The 18,640-nt window shown below is 61.5% G+C and carries 13 protein-coding genes and 1 pseudogene; 9 read left to right on the top strand and 5 right to left on the bottom strand.

Annotated features, from left to right (window positions below):
- The first annotated feature begins 62 nt into the window (after window positions 1–62).
- Window positions 63–695: a TetR/AcrR family transcriptional regulator gene (locus HHL24_RS17365; protein ID WP_169486666.1), complete on the top strand. Its 633-nt coding sequence runs from the start codon at window positions 63–65 to the stop codon at window positions 693–695.
- Between the two features lie 108 nt (window positions 696–803).
- On the opposite strand, the gene HHL24_RS17370 is transcribed toward HHL24_RS17365, so the two are convergent.
- Together HHL24_RS17370 and HHL24_RS17375 are read right to left on the bottom strand one after the other, a co-directional pair.
- On the bottom strand, window positions 804–2,081 hold the full coding sequence (locus HHL24_RS17370) for a polyhydroxyalkanoate depolymerase (protein ID WP_169486667.1): 1,278 nt from the start codon (window positions 2,079–2,081) through the stop codon (window positions 804–806).
- A 179-nt stretch (window positions 2,082–2,260) separates the two neighbouring features.
- Window positions 2,261–4,141: a glycoside hydrolase family 15 protein gene (locus HHL24_RS17375; protein WP_169486668.1), complete on the bottom strand. Its 1,881-nt coding sequence runs from the start codon at window positions 4,139–4,141 to the stop codon at window positions 2,261–2,263.
- 227 nt (window positions 4,142–4,368) lie between these two features.
- On the opposite strand from HHL24_RS17375, the gene HHL24_RS17380 reads away from it, so the two are divergent.
- On the top strand, window positions 4,369–4,614 hold the full coding sequence (locus tag HHL24_RS17380) for a hypothetical protein (RefSeq protein ID WP_054035019.1): 246 nt from the start codon (window positions 4,369–4,371) through the stop codon (window positions 4,612–4,614).
- Window positions 4,615–4,845: 231 nt separating this feature from the next.
- Here the strand turns inward: HHL24_RS17380 and HHL24_RS17385 are convergent, their stop codons facing one another.
- Window positions 4,846–4,998 (bottom strand): DUF3096 domain-containing protein, encoded by a 153-nt coding sequence (locus HHL24_RS17385; protein ID WP_073429502.1) that lies wholly within the window; start codon window positions 4,996–4,998, stop codon window positions 4,846–4,848.
- A gap of 142 nt (window positions 4,999–5,140) precedes the next feature.
- Between HHL24_RS17385 and HHL24_RS17390 the strand changes: the two genes are divergently transcribed.
- From HHL24_RS17390 to HHL24_RS17410, 5 genes are all read left to right on the top strand, one after another.
- A complete protein-coding gene (locus HHL24_RS17390) occupies window positions 5,141–6,436 on the top strand; it encodes a lactonase family protein (RefSeq protein ID WP_206002900.1) in 1,296 nt (431 codons plus the stop codon).
- 503 nt (window positions 6,437–6,939) lie between these two features.
- Complete coding sequence (locus HHL24_RS17395) at window positions 6,940–7,350, top strand: hypothetical protein (protein WP_169486670.1); 411 nt, start codon at window positions 6,940–6,942, stop codon at window positions 7,348–7,350.
- A gap of 240 nt (window positions 7,351–7,590) precedes the next feature.
- The gene (locus HHL24_RS17400; protein ID WP_230417493.1) at window positions 7,591–10,104 is read left to right on the top strand and encodes a DUF6531 domain-containing protein; all 2,514 of its coding nucleotides are present in this window, start codon (window positions 7,591–7,593) and stop codon (window positions 10,102–10,104) included.
- Entirely contained in the window at window positions 10,101–10,616 is a 516-nt protein-coding gene (locus HHL24_RS17405; protein ID WP_169486671.1) for a hypothetical protein, read from the top strand. Before HHL24_RS17400 ends, HHL24_RS17405 begins: the two co-directional genes overlap by 4 nt.
- A gap of 193 nt (window positions 10,617–10,809) precedes the next feature.
- Window positions 10,810–11,334, top strand: a complete 525-nt coding sequence (locus tag HHL24_RS17410; protein WP_169486672.1) for a hypothetical protein — start codon at window positions 10,810–10,812, stop codon at window positions 11,332–11,334.
- 139 nt (window positions 11,335–11,473) lie between these two features.
- Here HHL24_RS17410 and HHL24_RS45080 read toward each other — a convergent pair.
- Together HHL24_RS45080 and HHL24_RS17420 are read right to left on the bottom strand one after the other, a co-directional pair.
- Window positions 11,474–13,018, bottom strand: a pseudogene (locus tag HHL24_RS45080) (DNA translocase FtsK); the annotation flags it as partial.
- 3,125 nt (window positions 13,019–16,143) lie between these two features.
- Complete coding sequence (locus HHL24_RS17420) at window positions 16,144–16,683, bottom strand: META domain-containing protein (RefSeq protein ID WP_169486674.1); 540 nt, start codon at window positions 16,681–16,683, stop codon at window positions 16,144–16,146.
- A gap of 277 nt (window positions 16,684–16,960) precedes the next feature.
- On the opposite strand from HHL24_RS17420, the gene purT reads away from it, so the two are divergent.
- Window positions 16,961–18,175 (top strand): formate-dependent phosphoribosylglycinamide formyltransferase, encoded by a 1,215-nt coding sequence (purT, locus tag HHL24_RS17425; RefSeq protein WP_169486675.1) that lies wholly within the window; start codon window positions 16,961–16,963, stop codon window positions 18,173–18,175.
- 135 nt (window positions 18,176–18,310) lie between these two features.
- Complete coding sequence (locus HHL24_RS17430; RefSeq protein ID WP_407947512.1) at window positions 18,311–18,523, top strand: DUF6726 family protein; 213 nt, start codon at window positions 18,311–18,313, stop codon at window positions 18,521–18,523.
- The last annotated feature ends 117 nt before the right edge of the window (window positions 18,524–18,640 follow it).

The raw sequence follows: 18,640 nt of genomic DNA on the forward strand, positions 1-18,640 counted from the left end.
AAGGCCCGAGGAGAGGCCGGCGGCGCGATCCGGATAACGCGGCTCACGAAGACGATGCCACCATGAATCAGCCGAAAATCAAAAGAGATCCTGAAGGCACGCGGCGCCGCATTCTGCTTGCGGCGGCCGAAGAGTTTGCAAATGGAGGGCTGTTCGGCGCGCGCGTCGACCAAATCGCCCGCCGCGCGGAGACTAATGAACGCATGCTCTATTACTACTTCGGTAGCAAGGAGCAGCTTTTCACTGCTGTACTCGAGCACGCATTCAGCGCGCTCAATGAAGCGGAACGAACGCTCGAATTGAACGGTGTCGCGCCGGTCGAGGCGGTGACGCGTCTTGCGCATTTTGTTTGGGATTACTACCGCGATCATCCCGAGTTGCTGCGTCTCGTCAACAACGAGAATCTGCATGAGGCACGTTACATGCAGAAGTCGACGCGCATCCGCGAAATGATCTCGCCGATCGTCGCCACGCTCGGTGGCATTCTTGAGCGCGGTCAACGCGCGGGGCTGTTTCGCACCAACGTCGATCCGCTGCGCTTTTACGTGACGCTGTCCGGCATGGGCTACTACATCGTATCGAACCGCTTCACGCTCGAAGCGACACTCGGTCGCGATTTCAGCAGTGCGAGCGAACGCAGCGAAGTCATTCAGATGAACACCGAGTTGCTGCTTGCGTATCTGTTGCGGAAGTAAGCTGCAGCGTAGCTGCGCGCAAACGCCATAACACGCGTCATAAGAAGGATCAGAAACGACAACGGCCTCTGAAGAAGAGGCCGTTGTTTATATCCTTGCGCGCGGTGCTCAGGCTTCGACTTTTTCCTTCGCTACCTTCGGCGCTTTGTTGTGCTCGAGGATGAAGTCGCGCAACTGCGGATAGATGATGGTGCGCCAGCGGCGGCCCGAGAAAATGCCATAATGGCCGCATTTTTCCGCGGTGAAGTGACGCTTGTTCCCCTCCGGAATGCCGCTGCACAACTCTTGCGCGGCGAACGTCTGACCGTCGCCGGAGATATCGTCCAGTTCGCCTTCGATCGTGAAGAGCGCGGTCTTCTTGATGTCCTGCGGACGCACCCGTTCGCCCGCGACGTCCCACGTGCCTTCGGCCAGACGGAATTCCTGGAACACCACGCGGATCGTGTCGAGGTAATAGTCCGCGTCCATGTCGAGCACGGCGTTGTACTCGTCGTAGAAGCGGCGATGTGCTTCCGCGTCGTCTTCGTCGCCGCGCAACAGGCTCTGGTAATAATCCCAGTGCGAGGCTGCGTGCCGTTCCGGGTTCATCGCGACGAAACCGGTGTGTTGCAGGAAGCCCGGGTAAACCTTGCGGCCCACGCCCGGATAGTTCGGCGGCACCGTGAAGATCACGTTGTTTTCGAACCACTCATACGAGTGCTGCGTGGCGAGCGAGTTGACCGAGGTCGGGCTCTTGCGCGCGTCGATCGGGCCACCCATCATCGTCATGGTGCGCGGCGTGTCTTCGCCGCGGCTCGCCAGCAGCGAAATCGCGGCGAGCACCGGAACCGTGGGCTGGCACACCGAGATCACGTGCAGATTCTTCGCGCCGATGTGGCGGATGAATTCCTGGATGTAGGCGATGTAATCGTCGAGATGAAACTCGCCTTCTTCGAGCGGCACCATGCGTGCGTCGATCCAGTCGGTCAGGTAGACCTTGTGGTCTTGCAGCAACGTGCGCACCGTATCGCGCAGCAGCGTGGCGTGGTGCCCTGACAACGGTGCGCACACCAGCACGACCGGTTCATCTTTCAATTGGGTAACAGCGTCGCTGTCGTCCGCGAAACGCTTGAAGCGCATGAGGCGGCAGAACGGCTTCTCGATGATGGTCTGTTCGATGATCGGGATGTTATGACCATCTTTAACAATCTGATGCAGGTTGAACTCAGGCTTTTCGTAATCTTTGCCGAGCCGGTAGAGGAGTTCGTAACCGGCAGAGAGGCGTGTGGCACCGGGCACATAGGCCAATGGGCTGGCGGGATTCGCGAATGATTTCGACGCGGCCTGGGCCCAGGCGGTGAGGGGGCTCAACATCGCCCGCTGGAATTCGTGCAGTTGGTAGAGCATGGGTGCTCCGTTTAAGCGGTTCGCATGGGGCTTGGCAAACACGCGTGTGGCGTTGCGGCAGGCCGTATTGGTTGTGGGCACATTGATTTTCGGCCAACAGTCTGCTCGATCATACTGAACAAAGCGTACTTGTGCAATGCAGCAATTTGCGCGCGGGCTACGCGCAAACCGTCATTAAATCATGGTACTGGCGATGCTGCCGCGCCGCTATCAGGGGTTGCCGCAGCTTCAAGTTCCTCTGCCATGGTGCCGTTATGCGGCGGTTGTCCGGTCGTCTGGGCCATTGCCTGTTCATGTTTCATCAGGTTCAGGCCGGTGTGCACCAGCGCCACATGCGAAAACGCCTGCGGGAAGTTGCCGACCAGGCGCTTCGCGGCCGGGTCGTACTCTTCCGCGAGCAGACCAACGTCATTGCAGAGGCCGAGCAGCCGTTCGTACATCGCGACAGCTTCATCGATACGGCCCTGTAAGGCGAGGTTGTCCACCATCCAGAACGAGCACGCGAGGAAGGTGCCTTCGCCGGGCGGCAGGCCGTCGTCGAATTCGGTGGTGCGGTAGCGCATCACGAAGCCGCCGTGCATCAAGTCCTTTTCGATCGCCGCAACCGTGCCTTTGATGCGCGGATCGTCCGGTGGAAGGAAGCCGACCAGCGGCATCAGCAGGACGCTCGCATCGAGCTGGTCGCTGCCGTAGGACTGGGAGAATGCGTTGAGCGCCGGATTCCATGCCTTTGCGCAGACTTCCGCGTGGATTTTCGCGCGGGTTGCGCGCCATTCATCGAGTGGGCCTTCCAGCTTGAACATTTCGGCCGACCGAATGGCGCGGTCGTAGGCGACCCACGCCATCACCTTGGAGAAGGTGAAGTGCTGGCGGCCGCCGCGCGTTTCCCAGATGCCTTCGTCCGGCTCTTCCCAGATCGTGTCGAGGTGGCCGAGCAGCGCGCGCTGCACGTTCCATGCGGTGTCGTCCGCCTGCAGGCCGCCGACCCGCGCGAGATGCAGCGCGTTCATTACTTCGCCGTAAACGTCGAGCTGGCGCTGGCCGACCGCGTTGTTGCCGATCCGCACGGGTTTGGCATCCTGATAGCCCGGCAGCCAGTCGATTTCGAACTCGGGCAGGCGCCGCTCGCCGGCAATCCCGTACATGATCTGCAGTTGATCGGGCGCGCCGGCCATCACGCGGCCGAGCCAGCTGCGCCACGCGCGGGCTTCGTCGTAGTAGCCGCCGCGCATCATCGCGAGCAGCGTGATGGTGGCGTCGCGCAGCCAGCAGTAGCGGTAGTCCCAGTTGCGCGTGCCGCCCAACTGTTCCGGAAGAGACGTGGTGGGCGCGGCGACGATGCCGCCAGTCGGCTCGTACGCGAGCGCCTTCAGCGTAATCAGCGAACGGCGGATCGGCGCGGCCCATCTACCCTCGACAGTGCTGCGCGCCGACCATTCGAGCCAATGGTTCTCGGTGCGTGCAAGCGACGTGTGCGGATCGCGGCCCGGCGGAATGCGCAGATGCGAGGCCGCATAGGCCAGCGAAAACGGCACGCGCTCACCTTCGCTCACAGTGAACTCGGCGACGGTTTTCATGTTCTCGCCGCGCAACTCGACCGGCGTGCGCAGCACCGCGGTGTCGGGGCCGACTATCGCCTTGACGCCGCTGTCGTGCTTCAGGCGATCGACCCACGGAATCGAAAAGCCGTAGTCGAAGCGCAGCACCAGTTCCATCTGCATACGCACCGTGCCGCGTTTGCCGACCACGATCCGTACCATTTCCGACCAGCCGTTGCCAGGCGGCATGAAGTCGATCAGCGTGACCGCGCCTTCGGCCGTTTCGAAATCGGTCTCGAGCACGAGGGTTTCGCCGCGATAACGGCGCGTGATCCTGGGCGGCGTATCCGACACCGGCGAAATCAGCCAGCGGCCGTTGTCAGGCGTGCCGAGCAGGGCGGCGAAGCAGGCGCCGGAGTCGAAACGCGGCCAGCAAAGCCAGTCGACGGAGCCTTCCCGGGAGATGAGCGCGGCCGTGTGGCCGTCGCCGATGAGCGCGTAGTCTTCGATGAGTGCGGGCATGGGGCGTGTCTGTTTTACGCGCGGCGAAGGCCGCCGCGCTTGGGGGCGTCGTTCTTACCCGACTCGCGCGATGCGTTTTGGTTCAGCACGCAATGGGGCGAAACGCGAGTTGGTAATTGTCAAATCACTGCCTACAATCAATTTTCATGCCGATGCGCGGAGCTCTCCGGATCATGCACCGGCCTTGCCCATGGCGCATGCAGACGCCACTTTCGAGGACCGAAGCTATGCTGAACCCGTCGAAATCCGATTGCATCACGATTCTCTCAGCCGCCAGCGAACTGGCTGACGATTCGATGTTGCCGCTCGAACATGGCCGGCTGGGCCTGAGCCGCAACGGCATGCTGGCCGCGGCGGCCTTTCTGATCGAACGGGCCTGCTTCCGGCGTCATCAGGAAGGTGACGGTCATTATGCCGTCGGCGGATTGTCGTTGCAGGGGCGCTTGCGTCTCGACCAGCTTTCGAACGGCTGACCATCCGTTGCGCGGCTTGCGCCGCGCGGCTGTCTTGCATCCGGCGCTCCGTGTCTGGCGCGGATCTGTCGCGCACGTACCGTTTCGCTGTGCCAATTGTTGCGCTGCCGCAGCCGCCATCAATCCGCGCGCCACTTCCCATCCCGGCACCCGATTCGTGCAAGACGTTACCGGGCCAGCACTGCACCCGGTCGCGCGTCCCTTCCTGCTCATCTTGCTGACTGCCGTCGCCTAGAAGTGCGACGCCCCCACGCCAAAAATCCCAATGATGCCGATGATGATCAGGTAGAGCGCGACGATGTAGTTCAACAGGCGCGGCATGACGAGAATCAGAATACCGGCGATCAACGAAACCAGCGGGCCCAGGCTGAGTGTGACGTTCATGAAGACTCCGTAGTGTGAGATGCGTGAGACGCGATTGAAAAAACTTATACTTGCTTTGATAAAACAATTCGACCGATTGCGCGGCGGACCAGAGACACCATTACAACCGAATCAACCGAATAACCGATGTCCAGGAGGTCATATGCTTCGTAGTCACCGGGTCGCAGTGCACGCCATTTCAAACTCTTCTTTGCCTTCTGCTGCTCAATCCACCTCATGGCGCGACGGGCGGCCAGCTCCTCTGCGCTCCGCCCGCTCGATAATAAAAGGTTTCGTGCTCATGGTCTCGATTGTTGCTTCGCATGCGTTTGCGCAAGATTCCGGCCCGGCTCCCGCCGACGGCGTCTATGACATGCTGGTTGGCACCTACACCGGGGGCAAGAGCGAGGGCCTGTACGTCTATCGCTTCGACACGAAGACGGGTGAAGCGACCCGCGTGTCGGTCGCGCAGACAGTCAACCCGTCGTACCTGGTGGTGAGCCGCGACCGGCGCTTCGTCTATGCGGTCAACGAATTGCCCGGCGACAACGGTCCGGCGACGCAACGCGGCGGCATCAGCGCGTTTCGCTTCGATGCCGCGAGCGGCCAGCTGACCTTTCTCAACAAGGTCTCGTCGGACGGCAATGACCCGTGCTATCTAAGCCTGTCGCCGGACGGCAAATATCTGCTGACCGCGAACTACTCGGTGGCGGCCGATCCGGGCGGCAGCTTCGCGGTGTTCCCGTTGCAGGCGGATGGCCAGGTGGGCGCGTCGGTGCTCACGGTGCATCATGAAGGCGGCGGTCCGGTGAAGGGACGTCAGGACAACTCGCACGTTCACTCCACCGTGTTCTCGCCGGACGGTCACTACCTGTTCGCGCAGGATCTGGGCGCCGACAAGCTTTACTCGTACCGGTACACGCCGGACGGAAGCCGCGGCCTGTTCGGCCCGACCGACTGGCGTTACACCCAGGAGAAAGCAGGCACGGGCCCGCGTCACCTGGTGTTCGGCGCGGACGGCAAGCATGCGTATCTGACGAGCGAACTGGCCGGCACGGTCAGCACCTTCAACTACGCCGACGGCAAGCTCACGCAGGTGCAGACGCTCTCGTTGACCGAGCCTGGCTTCAAGGGCGCCGTGGGCGGCTCGGCGATTCATCTGTCGCCGGACGGGCGTTTCCTGTACGCGACCAATCGCGGCGATGCGAACGATATCGTGATCTTCTCGGTCGATCCGGCCAACGGTCATCTGAAGAAGATCGGGCATCAGCCGAGCCTCGGCAAGTCGCCGCGCGAATTCGCGATCGACCCGACCGGCAACTGGCTGATCGTCGGCAATCAGAACAGCGGCACGGTGTATGTGTTCAAGCGCGATCAGCAGAGCGGCTTGCTCGAAGCTAATCCGAAGCGGATTGAGATCGATTCGCCGGTGGACTTCAAGTTGGTGTCGCCTTCGTGAGGTGGGGTTGCGGGCGGGCGCCGTGCTAGAAGACGGGCCGCATCGGGCAATGCTGTTTTTGAGGAGAGCCGAACGGCGATGATGACAGCGGGCTTCTAAGTTGTTGCCGCCGCCTTGGGCTATGCTTCCGTCGGGGCGGTTCTGGACAGCTCTTAATCAACGTTTCCGAAGTTTCGGACAGAAATTTCTGAAATAATATCGACCGGGCCGATTTAGCCTGCGCGGGTAAGCGCGTGCTACATCGTGCGGCTTATACTCAGAAAGCCGTCGAGACAACGACGGTTCAGGCTTGGCAGCCTGAGTCACTGAAACCCGCGCGCCTGCTTCGGCAGGTCGTGCGTTTGCATCCGCACGCCTGTTTTCCATGGGCGGGCTGTAGCAAGGAGACCTTCGGGTCTGCCGGTTTGTGGTTTCAGTACCGGTCTGCCAACTTTGTTACGTGCCCGCTCACCCTATCTGTTAGCAAGTGTCGGGCGATTCAGGAACGAACCGGAAATCGCACCATGACAAAAATCACTAAACAGCTTCAAACTGCGTCACGTCCCCCGGTCGACGCACTTCAGTACGAGAAGCTCGCGCTTTCAACTTTCCACTTATGCGATCAGCAACTTGGCCAGCTTAATCGGCTGGTTAATCTGGCAAGCACAATCTATCGATGCCCGACCGTGACACGCGACGAACGGCAAAGCCAGCGCGCATTGCTGGAACTCCTGGTAGAGACGGTCGAAGGATATAAAAGTGATCTTGTGCGTGATCGCGAGTTGTATCAGGTCATCGCGCTTGATGCTAAAGGTGTACCTGAAAGCCGTATCACCGCGAAGCATGCCGCAGGCCTGCTTGCTAGTGCAGCAATAGCACATGCTGCAACGAGCGCAAGCATGTCTGTCGCACCGCTAACCAATGCTGACGCATAGCGCATAACCATGCGGTAGTCGCTGTAGCGTTGAGGGGGCTTTGCGTCCCTGTGAGAAATAAAGGCGTGAAGCGATCCACGCCTTTTTCTCATCGCCACGCTCATCTCTGTGGTGGTGGCTCGGTCATGCACGGTCAATGCGACGCCGTCTCTTCGTTCCTGCCAAGAACCACAGACCGACTGCAACGCAATCAGATTTTTCGGAATTGTCGTATATAAAAATATTTCACTCTCCTTAAAAATGCTTTCGCCTTCATCGGCGAAACGAACAACTAAAGGGAGAAAAATGAAATTCCGGACATGCCAGAGTGGCTCGGCCAGCATGCGGTGCCGCTTCCTCGCCGCATTCATGTTGTTACTGGTGGCGTTTGGTGCAAACGCGACCGACTGCTTCACGCTGTACTCAAATTCGGGCGCAACGCCCGGTACCAAGTCCTGCCGCCTCGACGTGGTCAGCAATACACCCGGTGGCATGGGGAACTATGCGTGCATCAACGACATCGCGCAGATCGACCAATGGTGTTCCGTTCCTGCGACGGATGAGCCAGAACAAAGCTGTCCGGTAGCCGATCCGGTTTATCCCGGCAATGGCGCGGTCACGCTGACGGAAGCGGATTTCGTCAGCGGCGACGATATTCCGATGCCGTTCACGCGCACCTATCGCTCCAAACCACTTGCGAAGAATGCGATCTCGATGGGACCGGTCTGGTTCCATAGCTGGCAGCGCAGCCTGGACCTCGCAAGTGCGAGCAGCGGCAGTTCATCAAAGGTTATTGCGTATCGCGCGAATGGTGAGCCTGTCACGTTCAACTGGTCGGCGGGCACTTGGCGCACGGCTGGCTTTACTGGTCTCGCACTCGCGCAGAACGCGTCCGGCTGGACGCTTACTGATCTTCAGACGGAGACAGTCGAGTCGTACTCGGCGCAAGGGGTCCTGCTGTCGGAGGAGACGAAGACCCGGTTTATCCGCACGGCAACCTACGATGCATCGGGCCTGTTAACCGCCATCACTCAGCATGCTGCCGGCACGGACGCGAACAAAGACATTACGCTTCGACTCGACTATGACGACAAGCGTCGTCTGTCTCGCCTGAACGATCCTTTGGGAAGGATGACGCAGTACGGTTACGACGCGAATGGCAATCTCGTTTCTGTTACGTGGCCGGATGGGTACACGCACCGTTACGCCTATGAAGATTCCCGGTTCAAGAATGCGCTGACGGGAGAGATCAACGAAGTCGGCACGCGTGTCGCGGCGTGGACTTATGACGCGCAAGGTCGGGCGGTGGCGGTCGACCATCCTGACTCTGCACGCAATGTGCAGTTCGCGTATAGCATCGGCTCGACGGTTATTACTGGCAGCAAGCGCACCACCACGTTGAATATGTCGTCGATTGGCGGCGTGCTGCGGCCGACCACTAGCACGTCGGCGGCGGGAAATGCGAGCAGCGCATGGGATGCGTCGGGCAATCTGCTGAAAGATTCCGACGCAAGCGGCGGAACGTCGGAATACAGCTACGACGATGCGGGACGTCCAATCAAGGCGACCGTTAAGCGCGGCTCGGCGACTTCGATATCCACGATTCGCTATGCCGATGCGACGAGCCTGCGTCCGTCGATGATTGCGTCGCCGAACCTCATTCAGTCATTCGTCTACGACGCTCGCGGCAACACGACAGGCATCGCCGAGACGCCGACGAGCGACGCGACCGGAATCCAGGGCTTCGATGCACCGAAGCCTGAAGGCGCCGTGACGACGGCCTACGGCATGACGTACGACGCGACGAATCGGCTGTCGTTTGCCCAGCAACTCGCCGCTGGGAAGGTCGTTGCTCAATGGGTCGTGACGCGTGATGCGACCGGGAATGTATTTTCAATCTATCCCGTGGAGCAAGACGTCGCCAGTGAGGCGATTTCGCGCGATGCCGCTCACCGGATCGAGTACGGCTACAACCCGACCGGCGACTATTTCCTGCGCTACGACCGGCGTGGACGAATCGACCTCTTCAAGTTTCAGGAGGATGCAAGTCCTGCGAACGGTGGTGTCCGGCGCATTTTAAAAGTCAGGTTCACGTATTCGCCCGATGGTCAGGTCGTGTCACGTACGGGCACGGTTGCCAGAAACGGCAGTCTGCTCGACCTGAACGACGGTACGGATATTCCGGTCGGCGACGAGGAAATCAATCAGTGGATTGATAACTACAACTATGGGGACTCGCCTATAGCGCCACCGGCAAATCTTCAGGGCGCACGTCGGCTTCTCGGTGCTTCTTCGCTTTCGACTTCGACTGTTTGTGGTGGTTGCCATTTTTCGGCGGGGCTGATTGACGGCGCGGCACGGGGAATCGTGATTGTCTGGCGACTCGTCAATAATCCGGCTGTCAAATACGGCATCAGTCAAGGCGCAAGGAAAGCGGCGGAGAACTGGGACCGTATCAAGCAGATGTGCAAGCCCGCGGCTGAGACGGAGGTGGATGGGATTCCGCCGGGGCGGATTACGTCGGAATACACTGATATCACGGTGGGGGGTAGTATTCGCAACATCCGAACTGATGTAGGCAAGGCGGAATTCGAAGCTAACCTTGTAGAGAGCGGCTATGTGAAGACTCTTAGTAAGGATGGCAGAGCAGATATTTTTTCAAAGGATGGGGCCCGTTACACCGTCCGGGAAGATTCCAATGCAGGATATCCTACCGCTGAGTATGTTCCCCCCGGCGCACCGCGCGGCACAATTAAGATACGACTTCCAAAATGAGCGATATTGACTTTATTAGTGATTCTGCGACGTTCTTGCCGCTGTGGGAGCGTGCGAATGCAAGTACGAAAGCACTGGTCAACATTCCGTCGACGGACTTGCTTTATTTCGATGCCGTCGATATATCAACTCAAAAATTCTTCGATCTTGTTCGAGCCATGCTTGCCTTCAAGGGCGCGGGGGATTTTGCCTCGCTAGTACTGAAGCCGGATCCGTTTGGTTACTTTCACTTTCATTTTGGCAAGTATCCTGGTTTTGTGCATCGTGCTGAACACACCGATGATGACTTCTTTGAGTCATGGCAAAAGGATCCTGGCGACAGCCCGGCGGACTGTCTTTGGGCCAACTCAGAACGATATGCTGTGTTGCCGATCCCTGGAGATTGGTTCGTGTATGCGGACAGAAAATGGGAGATGGGCGTGTTATCGGGCCCTCCGGAAATTCTTTCGTTTGCCCGCAATTTCTATCCATTTTTTGTTGATCCGGGGGAAGGGTTCAAGATGGTTGAATAGAACTATAGATACAGGCTGTCGTCAGCAAGCCAAAAGGCGCGATTGTCGCGCCTTTATGCGAGCCGTCAAAAAGAGTGGATACAGGTGGATGAGACTCCGCTGGAGCGGATCACATCCGGTAATACATTGATATCGCCGTGGGTCGTGGGCGGCAGATCAGCTTGATTAAAAATTCGTTTTGGATGGGAAAAAAATGAATCGACAAAAAGGCAACTTTCTAAACAATCTGGAAGATTTCTTGCCGTTATGGGATCGCGCGAATGCGGCGATCCAGACTTTGGCCCACTCTGCGCGGACCGAACCGACGCTTTATTTCGACTCGATCGATATCTCTACCCCGACATTTTTCTTCTTTATTCGTGCGCTCCTGGCGTTCGAGGGCGCGGATACTTTCGTCGTACTTGCCCTCCGTCCGGATCCGTTCACCTATTTCCATCACCATTTCAAAAAATATCCAGCTTTCTTCGTTGGCCCTGAGCACAGTGTCGACGACTACTTCGCATTTTTAAATGCTGATCCGGGCGACAGCTTGGCGGACGCGTTGGCGAGCAACGCACAACGCTATGCGATTTTGCCGATCAATGGGAGCTGGTTCGTGTATGGGAATTGGAGCAAGGAAATGAGCGCCCTAACCGGACCGCTCGATGTTCTCAAGTTCAGTCGCGGGCACTATCCTTTCTTCCTTTACCCAGGTCCGAATATTCAGATAGTCGACTAGAGCTAGATACAAGCTGCTATGGACAAGCTAGAAGGCGCGGTTGCCGCGCCTTCTTCTGATGCGGCGTAGAACTGCTACCTGTCACTACGTGGCGGCGGCAGCCCGTTTCCTACCTGCAGCAATTCCACCCGCCGCATACTCATTCCGCCGCGCCCGGCGCCAATACCTCACGGCTACCGTTAATCCCCATCGCAGACACCAAACCCGCCGTCTCCATCTGCTCGACAAGCCGCGCCGCGCGGTTATAGCCGATGCGTAATTGCCGCTGCACCGACGAGATCGACGCACGCCGCGTGCGCACCACGAAGGCCACCGCTTCGTCATAAAGCGGATCGGCTTCGGCATCTGGCGAATCGCCGAACAGATCGGGCGACGCGCCCTCGGTGGCCGGCCCGTCGAGAATGCCTTCCTCGTATTGCGGTTCGCCGAACTGCTTCAGATACTCGACGATCCGATGCACTTCCTCATCGGCGACAAACGCGCCGTGCACACGCTGCGGGTAACCCGTGCCTGGCGGCAGGAACAGCATGTCGCCCTGGCCGAGCAGCGATTCGGCGCCCATCTGATCGAGAATCGTGCGCGAGTCGATTTTCGACGATACCTGGAACGCCACGCGCGTCGGAATGTTCGCCTTGATGAGGCCGGTGATCACGTCCACCGACGGACGCTGCGTCGCCAGAATCAGGTGAATGCCGGCGGCGCGCGCCTTCTGCGCGAGACGCGCGATCAGCTCTTCGATCTTCTTGCCCGCGACCATCATCAGGTCGGCCAGCTCGTCGATCACGACGACGATCAGCGGCAGCGGCGCGAGCGGCTCGGGTGCTTCCGGCGTCAGCGAGAACGGGTTGCCGAGCTTTTTGCCCTTGGCTTCCGTATCGCGAATCTTCTGGTTGAAGCCGGCCAGGTTGCGCACGCCGACCGCGGACATGAGCCGATAGCGCTTTTCCATTTCGCCGACGCACCAGTTCAGCGCGTTGGCCGCCAGCTTCATATCGGTGACGACCGGCGCGAGCAGATGCGGGATGCCTTCGTACACCGACAGTTCCAGCATCTTCGGGTCAATCATGATGAGCCGCACTTCTTCGGGCGTCGCCTTGTACAGCAGCGAGCAGATCATCGCGTTGATCGCCACGGACTTGCCCGAACCCGTCGTGCCTGCAACCAGCATGTGCGGCGCTTTCGCCAGATCGGCGACCACCGGATGGCCGGTGATGTCCTTGCCCATCGCCAGCGTCAACTGCGAATGCGAGTTCTGGTAGACGCTTGCTTCGAGAATTTCGGACAAACGGATCGTCTGCCGCTTGGCATTCGGTAACTCGAGACCCATGCAGGTCTTGCCGGGAATCGTCTCGACCACGCGAATCGATGTGAGACCGAGGCCGCGCGATAAGTCCTTCATCAGGCCGACGATCTGACTGCCACGCACGCCGAGCGCCGGCTCGACTTCGAAGCGCGTGATGACCGGGCCGGCCGAATGGCCGACCACAGTGACCGGCACCTTGAATTCCTGCAGCCGCTGCTCGATCAGCAGACCGGTTTCGATGAGCTTTTCTTCTGAAACGGGTTCGACGTCGGTGTCGGCACACGCGAGCAGATCGAGCGTCGGCAACTCGACCATCGATGCCGCGGGTGCGCGGAATTCGAAGCCGTTGGCCGGGCTGTGGCCGCGCAGCGGCGTGCGCTGGACTGCGGGTTCGGCGGGTTCCGCTGGCTCGGCGGATTCGGCGGACTCGGGCGAAGATTCGGTTGCGAGGTAGGCTGCAGACGGTGCGGTGTGGGTGGCGGGAATGCTCGGTGCGGCCGTTGTGCCTGGTACGCTCGGTGCTGCCTGTGCTGCCTGTGCTGCCTGTGCTGCCGGTGCTGCCGGTGCTGCCGGTCCGCTCGGTGCGTAAGCCAGCCCGCGGGCGGCTTCGTCGACGACGGCGGCAGCGGTTACCGGAGCGGCCTGAACCGCGAAACGCGGGAAGCGAACCACGTTCGACGCGTGCGATATGCTGCTCTGCAGCTCTACTGCGGCGACGGTCGAAGCGTCCGAGGCGGCTGACGAGTTCAAATCGTCCGATACGTCCGATACGTCCGATACGTCCGATAGGGCAGGGGTGTCCGTCGTTTCCGCTTCGACTGGCGCGGCTGCTTCGCTCGCGCTCGCGACGTGCCATGGCGGCGTGGCGTGATGCATCGGCACGAGCGTCGCGGTGTGCGCGTGCGTGGGGGTGATCTGCGCAACGTGCGTCGTTGTGTCCTGCGACGGTGCGGCGGTCGAGCTGGACGACTGCACTTCTTCGGCGCGCATTTCGCTAACGTGCGCTACGACCGCTTTATCAGCAGTAGTAGCCCCATTCGACGCTGCAATTTGTGAATACGCTGAAGGCTGATCAAAGGGCTGCCCCTGCTCAGTGCGCAAAGTTTCGGCACGCGCTGCTTCTGCGGGAACGGCGCTGTTGGCGACATCCGATGCTGCCACCTGTGACGGCACCGCAGCCTGATTGATCGGCTGCTCGCGTTCAGCGGGTGCGTTTGCATTGCTGTCGCTCTGATTCGGGAATTGCGTCGGTTCGTCTTCAACAAATGTTGACACGTCCGTTTGCGCGCCGCTCGCTTCCAACTGGGCTGCAAAGATTTGAAACGGTGTGGGCGTGGGTACCGGTGCTGCATACTGCTTGGCTGGTGCTGGTGCTGGTGCTGGTGCTGGTGCTGGTGCTGGTGCTGGTGCTGGTGCTGGTGCTGGTGCTGGTGCCGCCTCTGCCTGTGCGGGTGCTTCTGCCTGTGCGGGTGCCTCTGCCTGTGCCGGTGCCTCTGCCTGTGCCGGTGCCTCTGCCTGTGCCGATGCCTCTGCCTGTGCCTGTGCTTCTGCCTCCGCCGGTGCTTCTGCTCGTGCCGATGCCTGTGCTTGTACTGATGCCGATGTCTCCGCTGGCGCCGATGCTTTTGCAAGTGTCGATGGCAATGCGGATGTGGGCGCCGCTGCGGCGACCAACGGTGTCTGGATGATCGGCGGCTCAATCGGCCATTGAACGACGGGCTCGATGCTTTTCTCGATCGGCGCCTCGAATGCGGCTTCCATCCGCGGCGGTTCAACTGGCGGCTGCGCTTCAACCGCCCGCTGCGCTGACGTATGAGTCGGCGCAGCTTCGGCTTCGTTCTGCGAAGGCATGCTGGCGCCCGGGACTGCGGCCTGTTCAATCTCGCTTACACGCGACGAAGCCAAGCCCGAGTGCCCAGCCTCGACCGGTGGCTCGGTGCTCAACGGAGTCGTCGTGGCCATCGTGTTGTCTGCGCCGCTGCTGCGCGCGAGGCTGACGCCGGCGATATCGGTCCAGCGTGCGGCGTTTTCCGCGATGCTGCGAAGCGTCTCCTGGACGCTGGCGGGCGGCGTGACCTTTTGCGCTGTGGCCATCGGTCGCGTATAGCTGGGTGCCGGCGCACTGAACGATGCAGGGCGCCGCGTGGGCTGCGCCGGCGTGATGTTGGTGTTCGCGCGCGAAGCGGGCGGGAATGGCTGCTGGGCCGCCGTGGAGCGACTTCCTTGGAATCCTCCAGCGGCTGAACCTTGGGTAGTCGACGGACGGCCTGCGCTAGCCGGGGCGTTCATCGCCGATCCGGCTGTCGAACCCGGTGCCATCCGCGCTGCCGCCATGGCGTGCGCCGCCTGTGTCGTCTGTGCCGCAGCAGCCGAAGTGGCGACTGCATCCGCGAAACCGGCACCACCCATCATGCCCGAGCCAGCCGCCGGCGATCCCACCCGACGTTGCTCGCCAGCCGAGCGTCGACCAACCTGCGATGCGCCATCGCGAGCCAGAGTCGCTGTCGCTCCTGATCCCGCAGTCGAACCGGCTACAGTTGTGGTCGCGCGCGGCGCGGTTGCCGGCTCACGCAGCCATCCGGCCGGCGCAACCGGCTCGGCCGGCATCCATGCAGCCCTGTCCGTGTTCAGCGAGTGCGGCTGTGTTGGCGTCTGCGCCTGCATAGGCACTGGCCGCGGCGGCTGGCGCGGCGGCGTCCCGGCGGATGTACGCAGCACCGGCTCCGCTTGGGCAGCCTGACTGCGCGTCTTCACTGCGCCGGTGCGCCAATTCGCCCCGGCGCCGCGCGCCGTTGCGTCCCTGGTCGTCGCTGCGCCAGCTGCGCCTGTTGCACCAGCCGCACCGCCAGCCGCAGCCGCAACACGGCCACTCGCCGGCGGCCGCCAGACGGTCGGGCGCGCATAACGTCCATTGCTTTTTGGCGCCATCGTATTGGTGGACGGCGACACGTGCGACGGCAAACCGTCATCGACGCTGCGATGGCGGCGCGCTTCCTCGTCGCGTTTGGCAAGGCCGCGTGACAGGCCGAGGCCGAATGCCCCATCGGCCCACACGGCGACGTCGCGCCAGCGGAAGTCGACCAGCCAGGGCAGGCTGATCACGAGCAGGGCGAGCGCCGCGAGCGGCGTGCCGATATGGCCGAGCAGATGACCGAAGCCCGCCGCCAGCGCATGGCCGAAGCCATTCACGCCGGCCGCGCCGATCAGCGACGCCTCCAGCGTGCAGCTCGCCAGCATCACGCAGACGAAGCCGAGCCAAAGGCGGATCGTGCCGGGGCCGCGCAAACCTGCGCCGCCCGGCAGCACCGACTTCACGAGGCGCCACAAAAGAGGAATAAACCAGACGGCTGACCCGCCGAACCAGCCGAAAACTACCGTGTGCATACTAGACATCAACAAATGACGGACGCGCAAGAACGCAATCCGTCGAGTTTAACCGGCGAAGCGCGATGCTTCGAAGGCAGACACAAGTATGCTTGCGTCAAATGGAACGATCCGCGTACTAATCACTTGACGCTGCGGTCGAACGTGAGCGTGTCGCCGTTATCGAGCACGAGTTGCATCTGCTGCGGCGCACGCATCTGCACGCCGGTGCGGTCGATGTGCGTCAGCGCGTCGAGATACGAACCTTCGATCTGTCCGCCCGGCGTCATGCATGCCATGCGCGTGCCACCCAGGGTGCCGAAGCTCAGCTTGCCGTCTTTCAGCGCATACGAGCCCATGTAGCGGTTGCAGCCGGAAAAGCCGCTGGCGTGGCGCTGACCTTTGTCGGTGGAGAGTACGAGCGTGATCGGCGCGCCCTGATCGGCAGACGGAATCGCGCGTGCTGTGCCGTCGGCCTGTTTCCACCCGCTGAGTACCCAACTGGTGTCGTCGAGCAACTGGGTCGCGGCCGGGTTGAACGGATCGGGAGGTGCGGCTTCCGAGTCGAGATGCTTCGGCATGGCGCACGCGCTGCAGAGCGCGGCGACGCTCAACGCGGCGATGGCCGTGCGCGCATAAGGGATGAAGCGCGCAACACCTCGCGCGGAGGAGCTTTGGAGCATGGCGTCATTCCTCTTCAAACTGGCGAAGGCGTAAGGGTAACGCACTAAGCTCGCCGCACGCGAGCGCAACGGCGTGAGAGCGGACTTAAACACGTGCGTCGCAGCGTGCGCCGCAGCGCCCTCTGCGCGCCTTACGTACGGATAGCAACGCGGACCCGGCGAACAAGGCGCGGCGCGGGGCTCACGACATCGGCGCATCGGGTGCGGTTCGGGGTGCGCATGTTAACATCGTGTTCTACCCAATCCCACTCTCATCCGACTTTTATCTGGAGACCCCATGCAGATCGGCCAACGGATCGGCACGCCCCTTTCTGAATCCGCCACGCGCGTCATGCTGCTCGGCGCCGGCGAGCTCGGCAAGGAAGTGATCATCGCGCTGCAACGGCTGGGCGTCGAAGTGATCGCCGTCGACCGTTATCCGAACGCGCCGGGCCACCAGGTCGCGCATCGCTCGCACGTGATCGACATGACCGACCGCGCTGCATTGCGCGCGCTGGTCGAGCAGGAGCGCCCGCATCTGATCGTCCCCGAGATCGAGGCGATCGCAACCGACGCGCTCGCCGCCATCGAAACCGACGGCCTCGCCGAAGTGATCCCGACCGCGCGCGCCACGCAACTTACGATGAACCGCGAAGGCATCCGCCGTCTGGCCGCTGAAGAACTCGGCCTGCCGACCTCGCCGTACGCGTTCGCCGATTCACTCGAGGAACTGCGCGCGGGCATCGCCAAGGTCGGCTATCCGTGCGTCGTGAAGCCGGTGATGTCGTCGTCGGGCAAGGGGCAGTCGGTGTTGAAGAGCGACGCGGATGTCGAAACCGCCTGGCAATACGCGATGGCGGGCGGCCGCGTGAATCACGGCCGCGTGATCGTTGAAGGCTTTATCGACTTCGAATACGAAATCACCCAGCTGACCGTGCGCGCGATCGATCCGGCGAGCGGCGAAGTCAGCACGTATTTCTGCGACCCGATCGGCCACGTGCAGGTGGCGGGCGACTACGTCGAATCGTGGCAGCCACAGCCGATGAGTCCGCTCGCGCTGGAACGTTCGCGCGAAGTGGCGCACAAGGTGACTGCGGCATTGGGCGGCAGGGGTCTGTTCGGTGTGGAACTTTTCGTGCGCGGCGATGACGTATGGTTCTCGGAAGTCAGCCCGCGTCCGCACGATACGGGTCTGGTCACGCTGTGCTCGCAACGCTTCTCGGAGTTCGAACTGCATGCGCGCGCGATCCTCGGCTTGCCGGTGGATACGTCGCTGCGGGCGCCGGGCGCGTCGGCGGTGATTTACGGCGGTCTGGACGAGACGGCTATTGCTTTCGAAGGCGTCGCCGCGGCGTTGGCCGTGCCGAATGCGGATCTGCGTCTCTTCGGCAAGCCGGAGAGCTTCGTCAAGCGCCGCATGGGCGTGGCGCTCGCCACCGGCGAGACAATCGACGAAGCACGCTCGCGCGCCAAGCAGGCCGCGGCGGCGGTACGGCCGGTTTCCACGAAGTAACGCGCGTCGATGCGTGCTGCGGATTGCCGCAGCACATTGACGTGTGATGCTGATCTGCCATGCGGTCACCGCGCGTTTCGCAAGCTGGTTGCGCGCAAAACCCGGCTTATGAAGTTCGTCGACGTAGAGGTATGTATGACCCTGGAGTCCCGCAAGAACATGCGGTTTGGAAGGTTGGGCCGTTTCGGCGCATTTGGCGTGCTGCTCGCGCTCTGTGCTGGGCTGACAGGGTGCGGTCTCGCCGCTGCGCCGTGCCGGGTTGCATCCGCTGGGTTGAAGATCGTGCCGCTGGTCGGGCATGTGGCCGCCGCGCCGACCGACGCCTGCGCCAGCGTGATCGATCCATAAGCAATCCACGACCGGTTCACGATGGCGTCCGTGAGCGTTCCGGACTCGCAACAGAGCCGCAACCCCGGCGGCAAACACTGTCGCAGCGCAAGGCGCGCCGCCGGTGCTTGATGTGCA

Source organism: Paraburkholderia polaris (genome assembly GCF_012927345.1).
GTDB classification, from domain to species: Bacteria; Pseudomonadota; Gammaproteobacteria; order Burkholderiales; family Burkholderiaceae; genus Paraburkholderia; species Paraburkholderia polaris.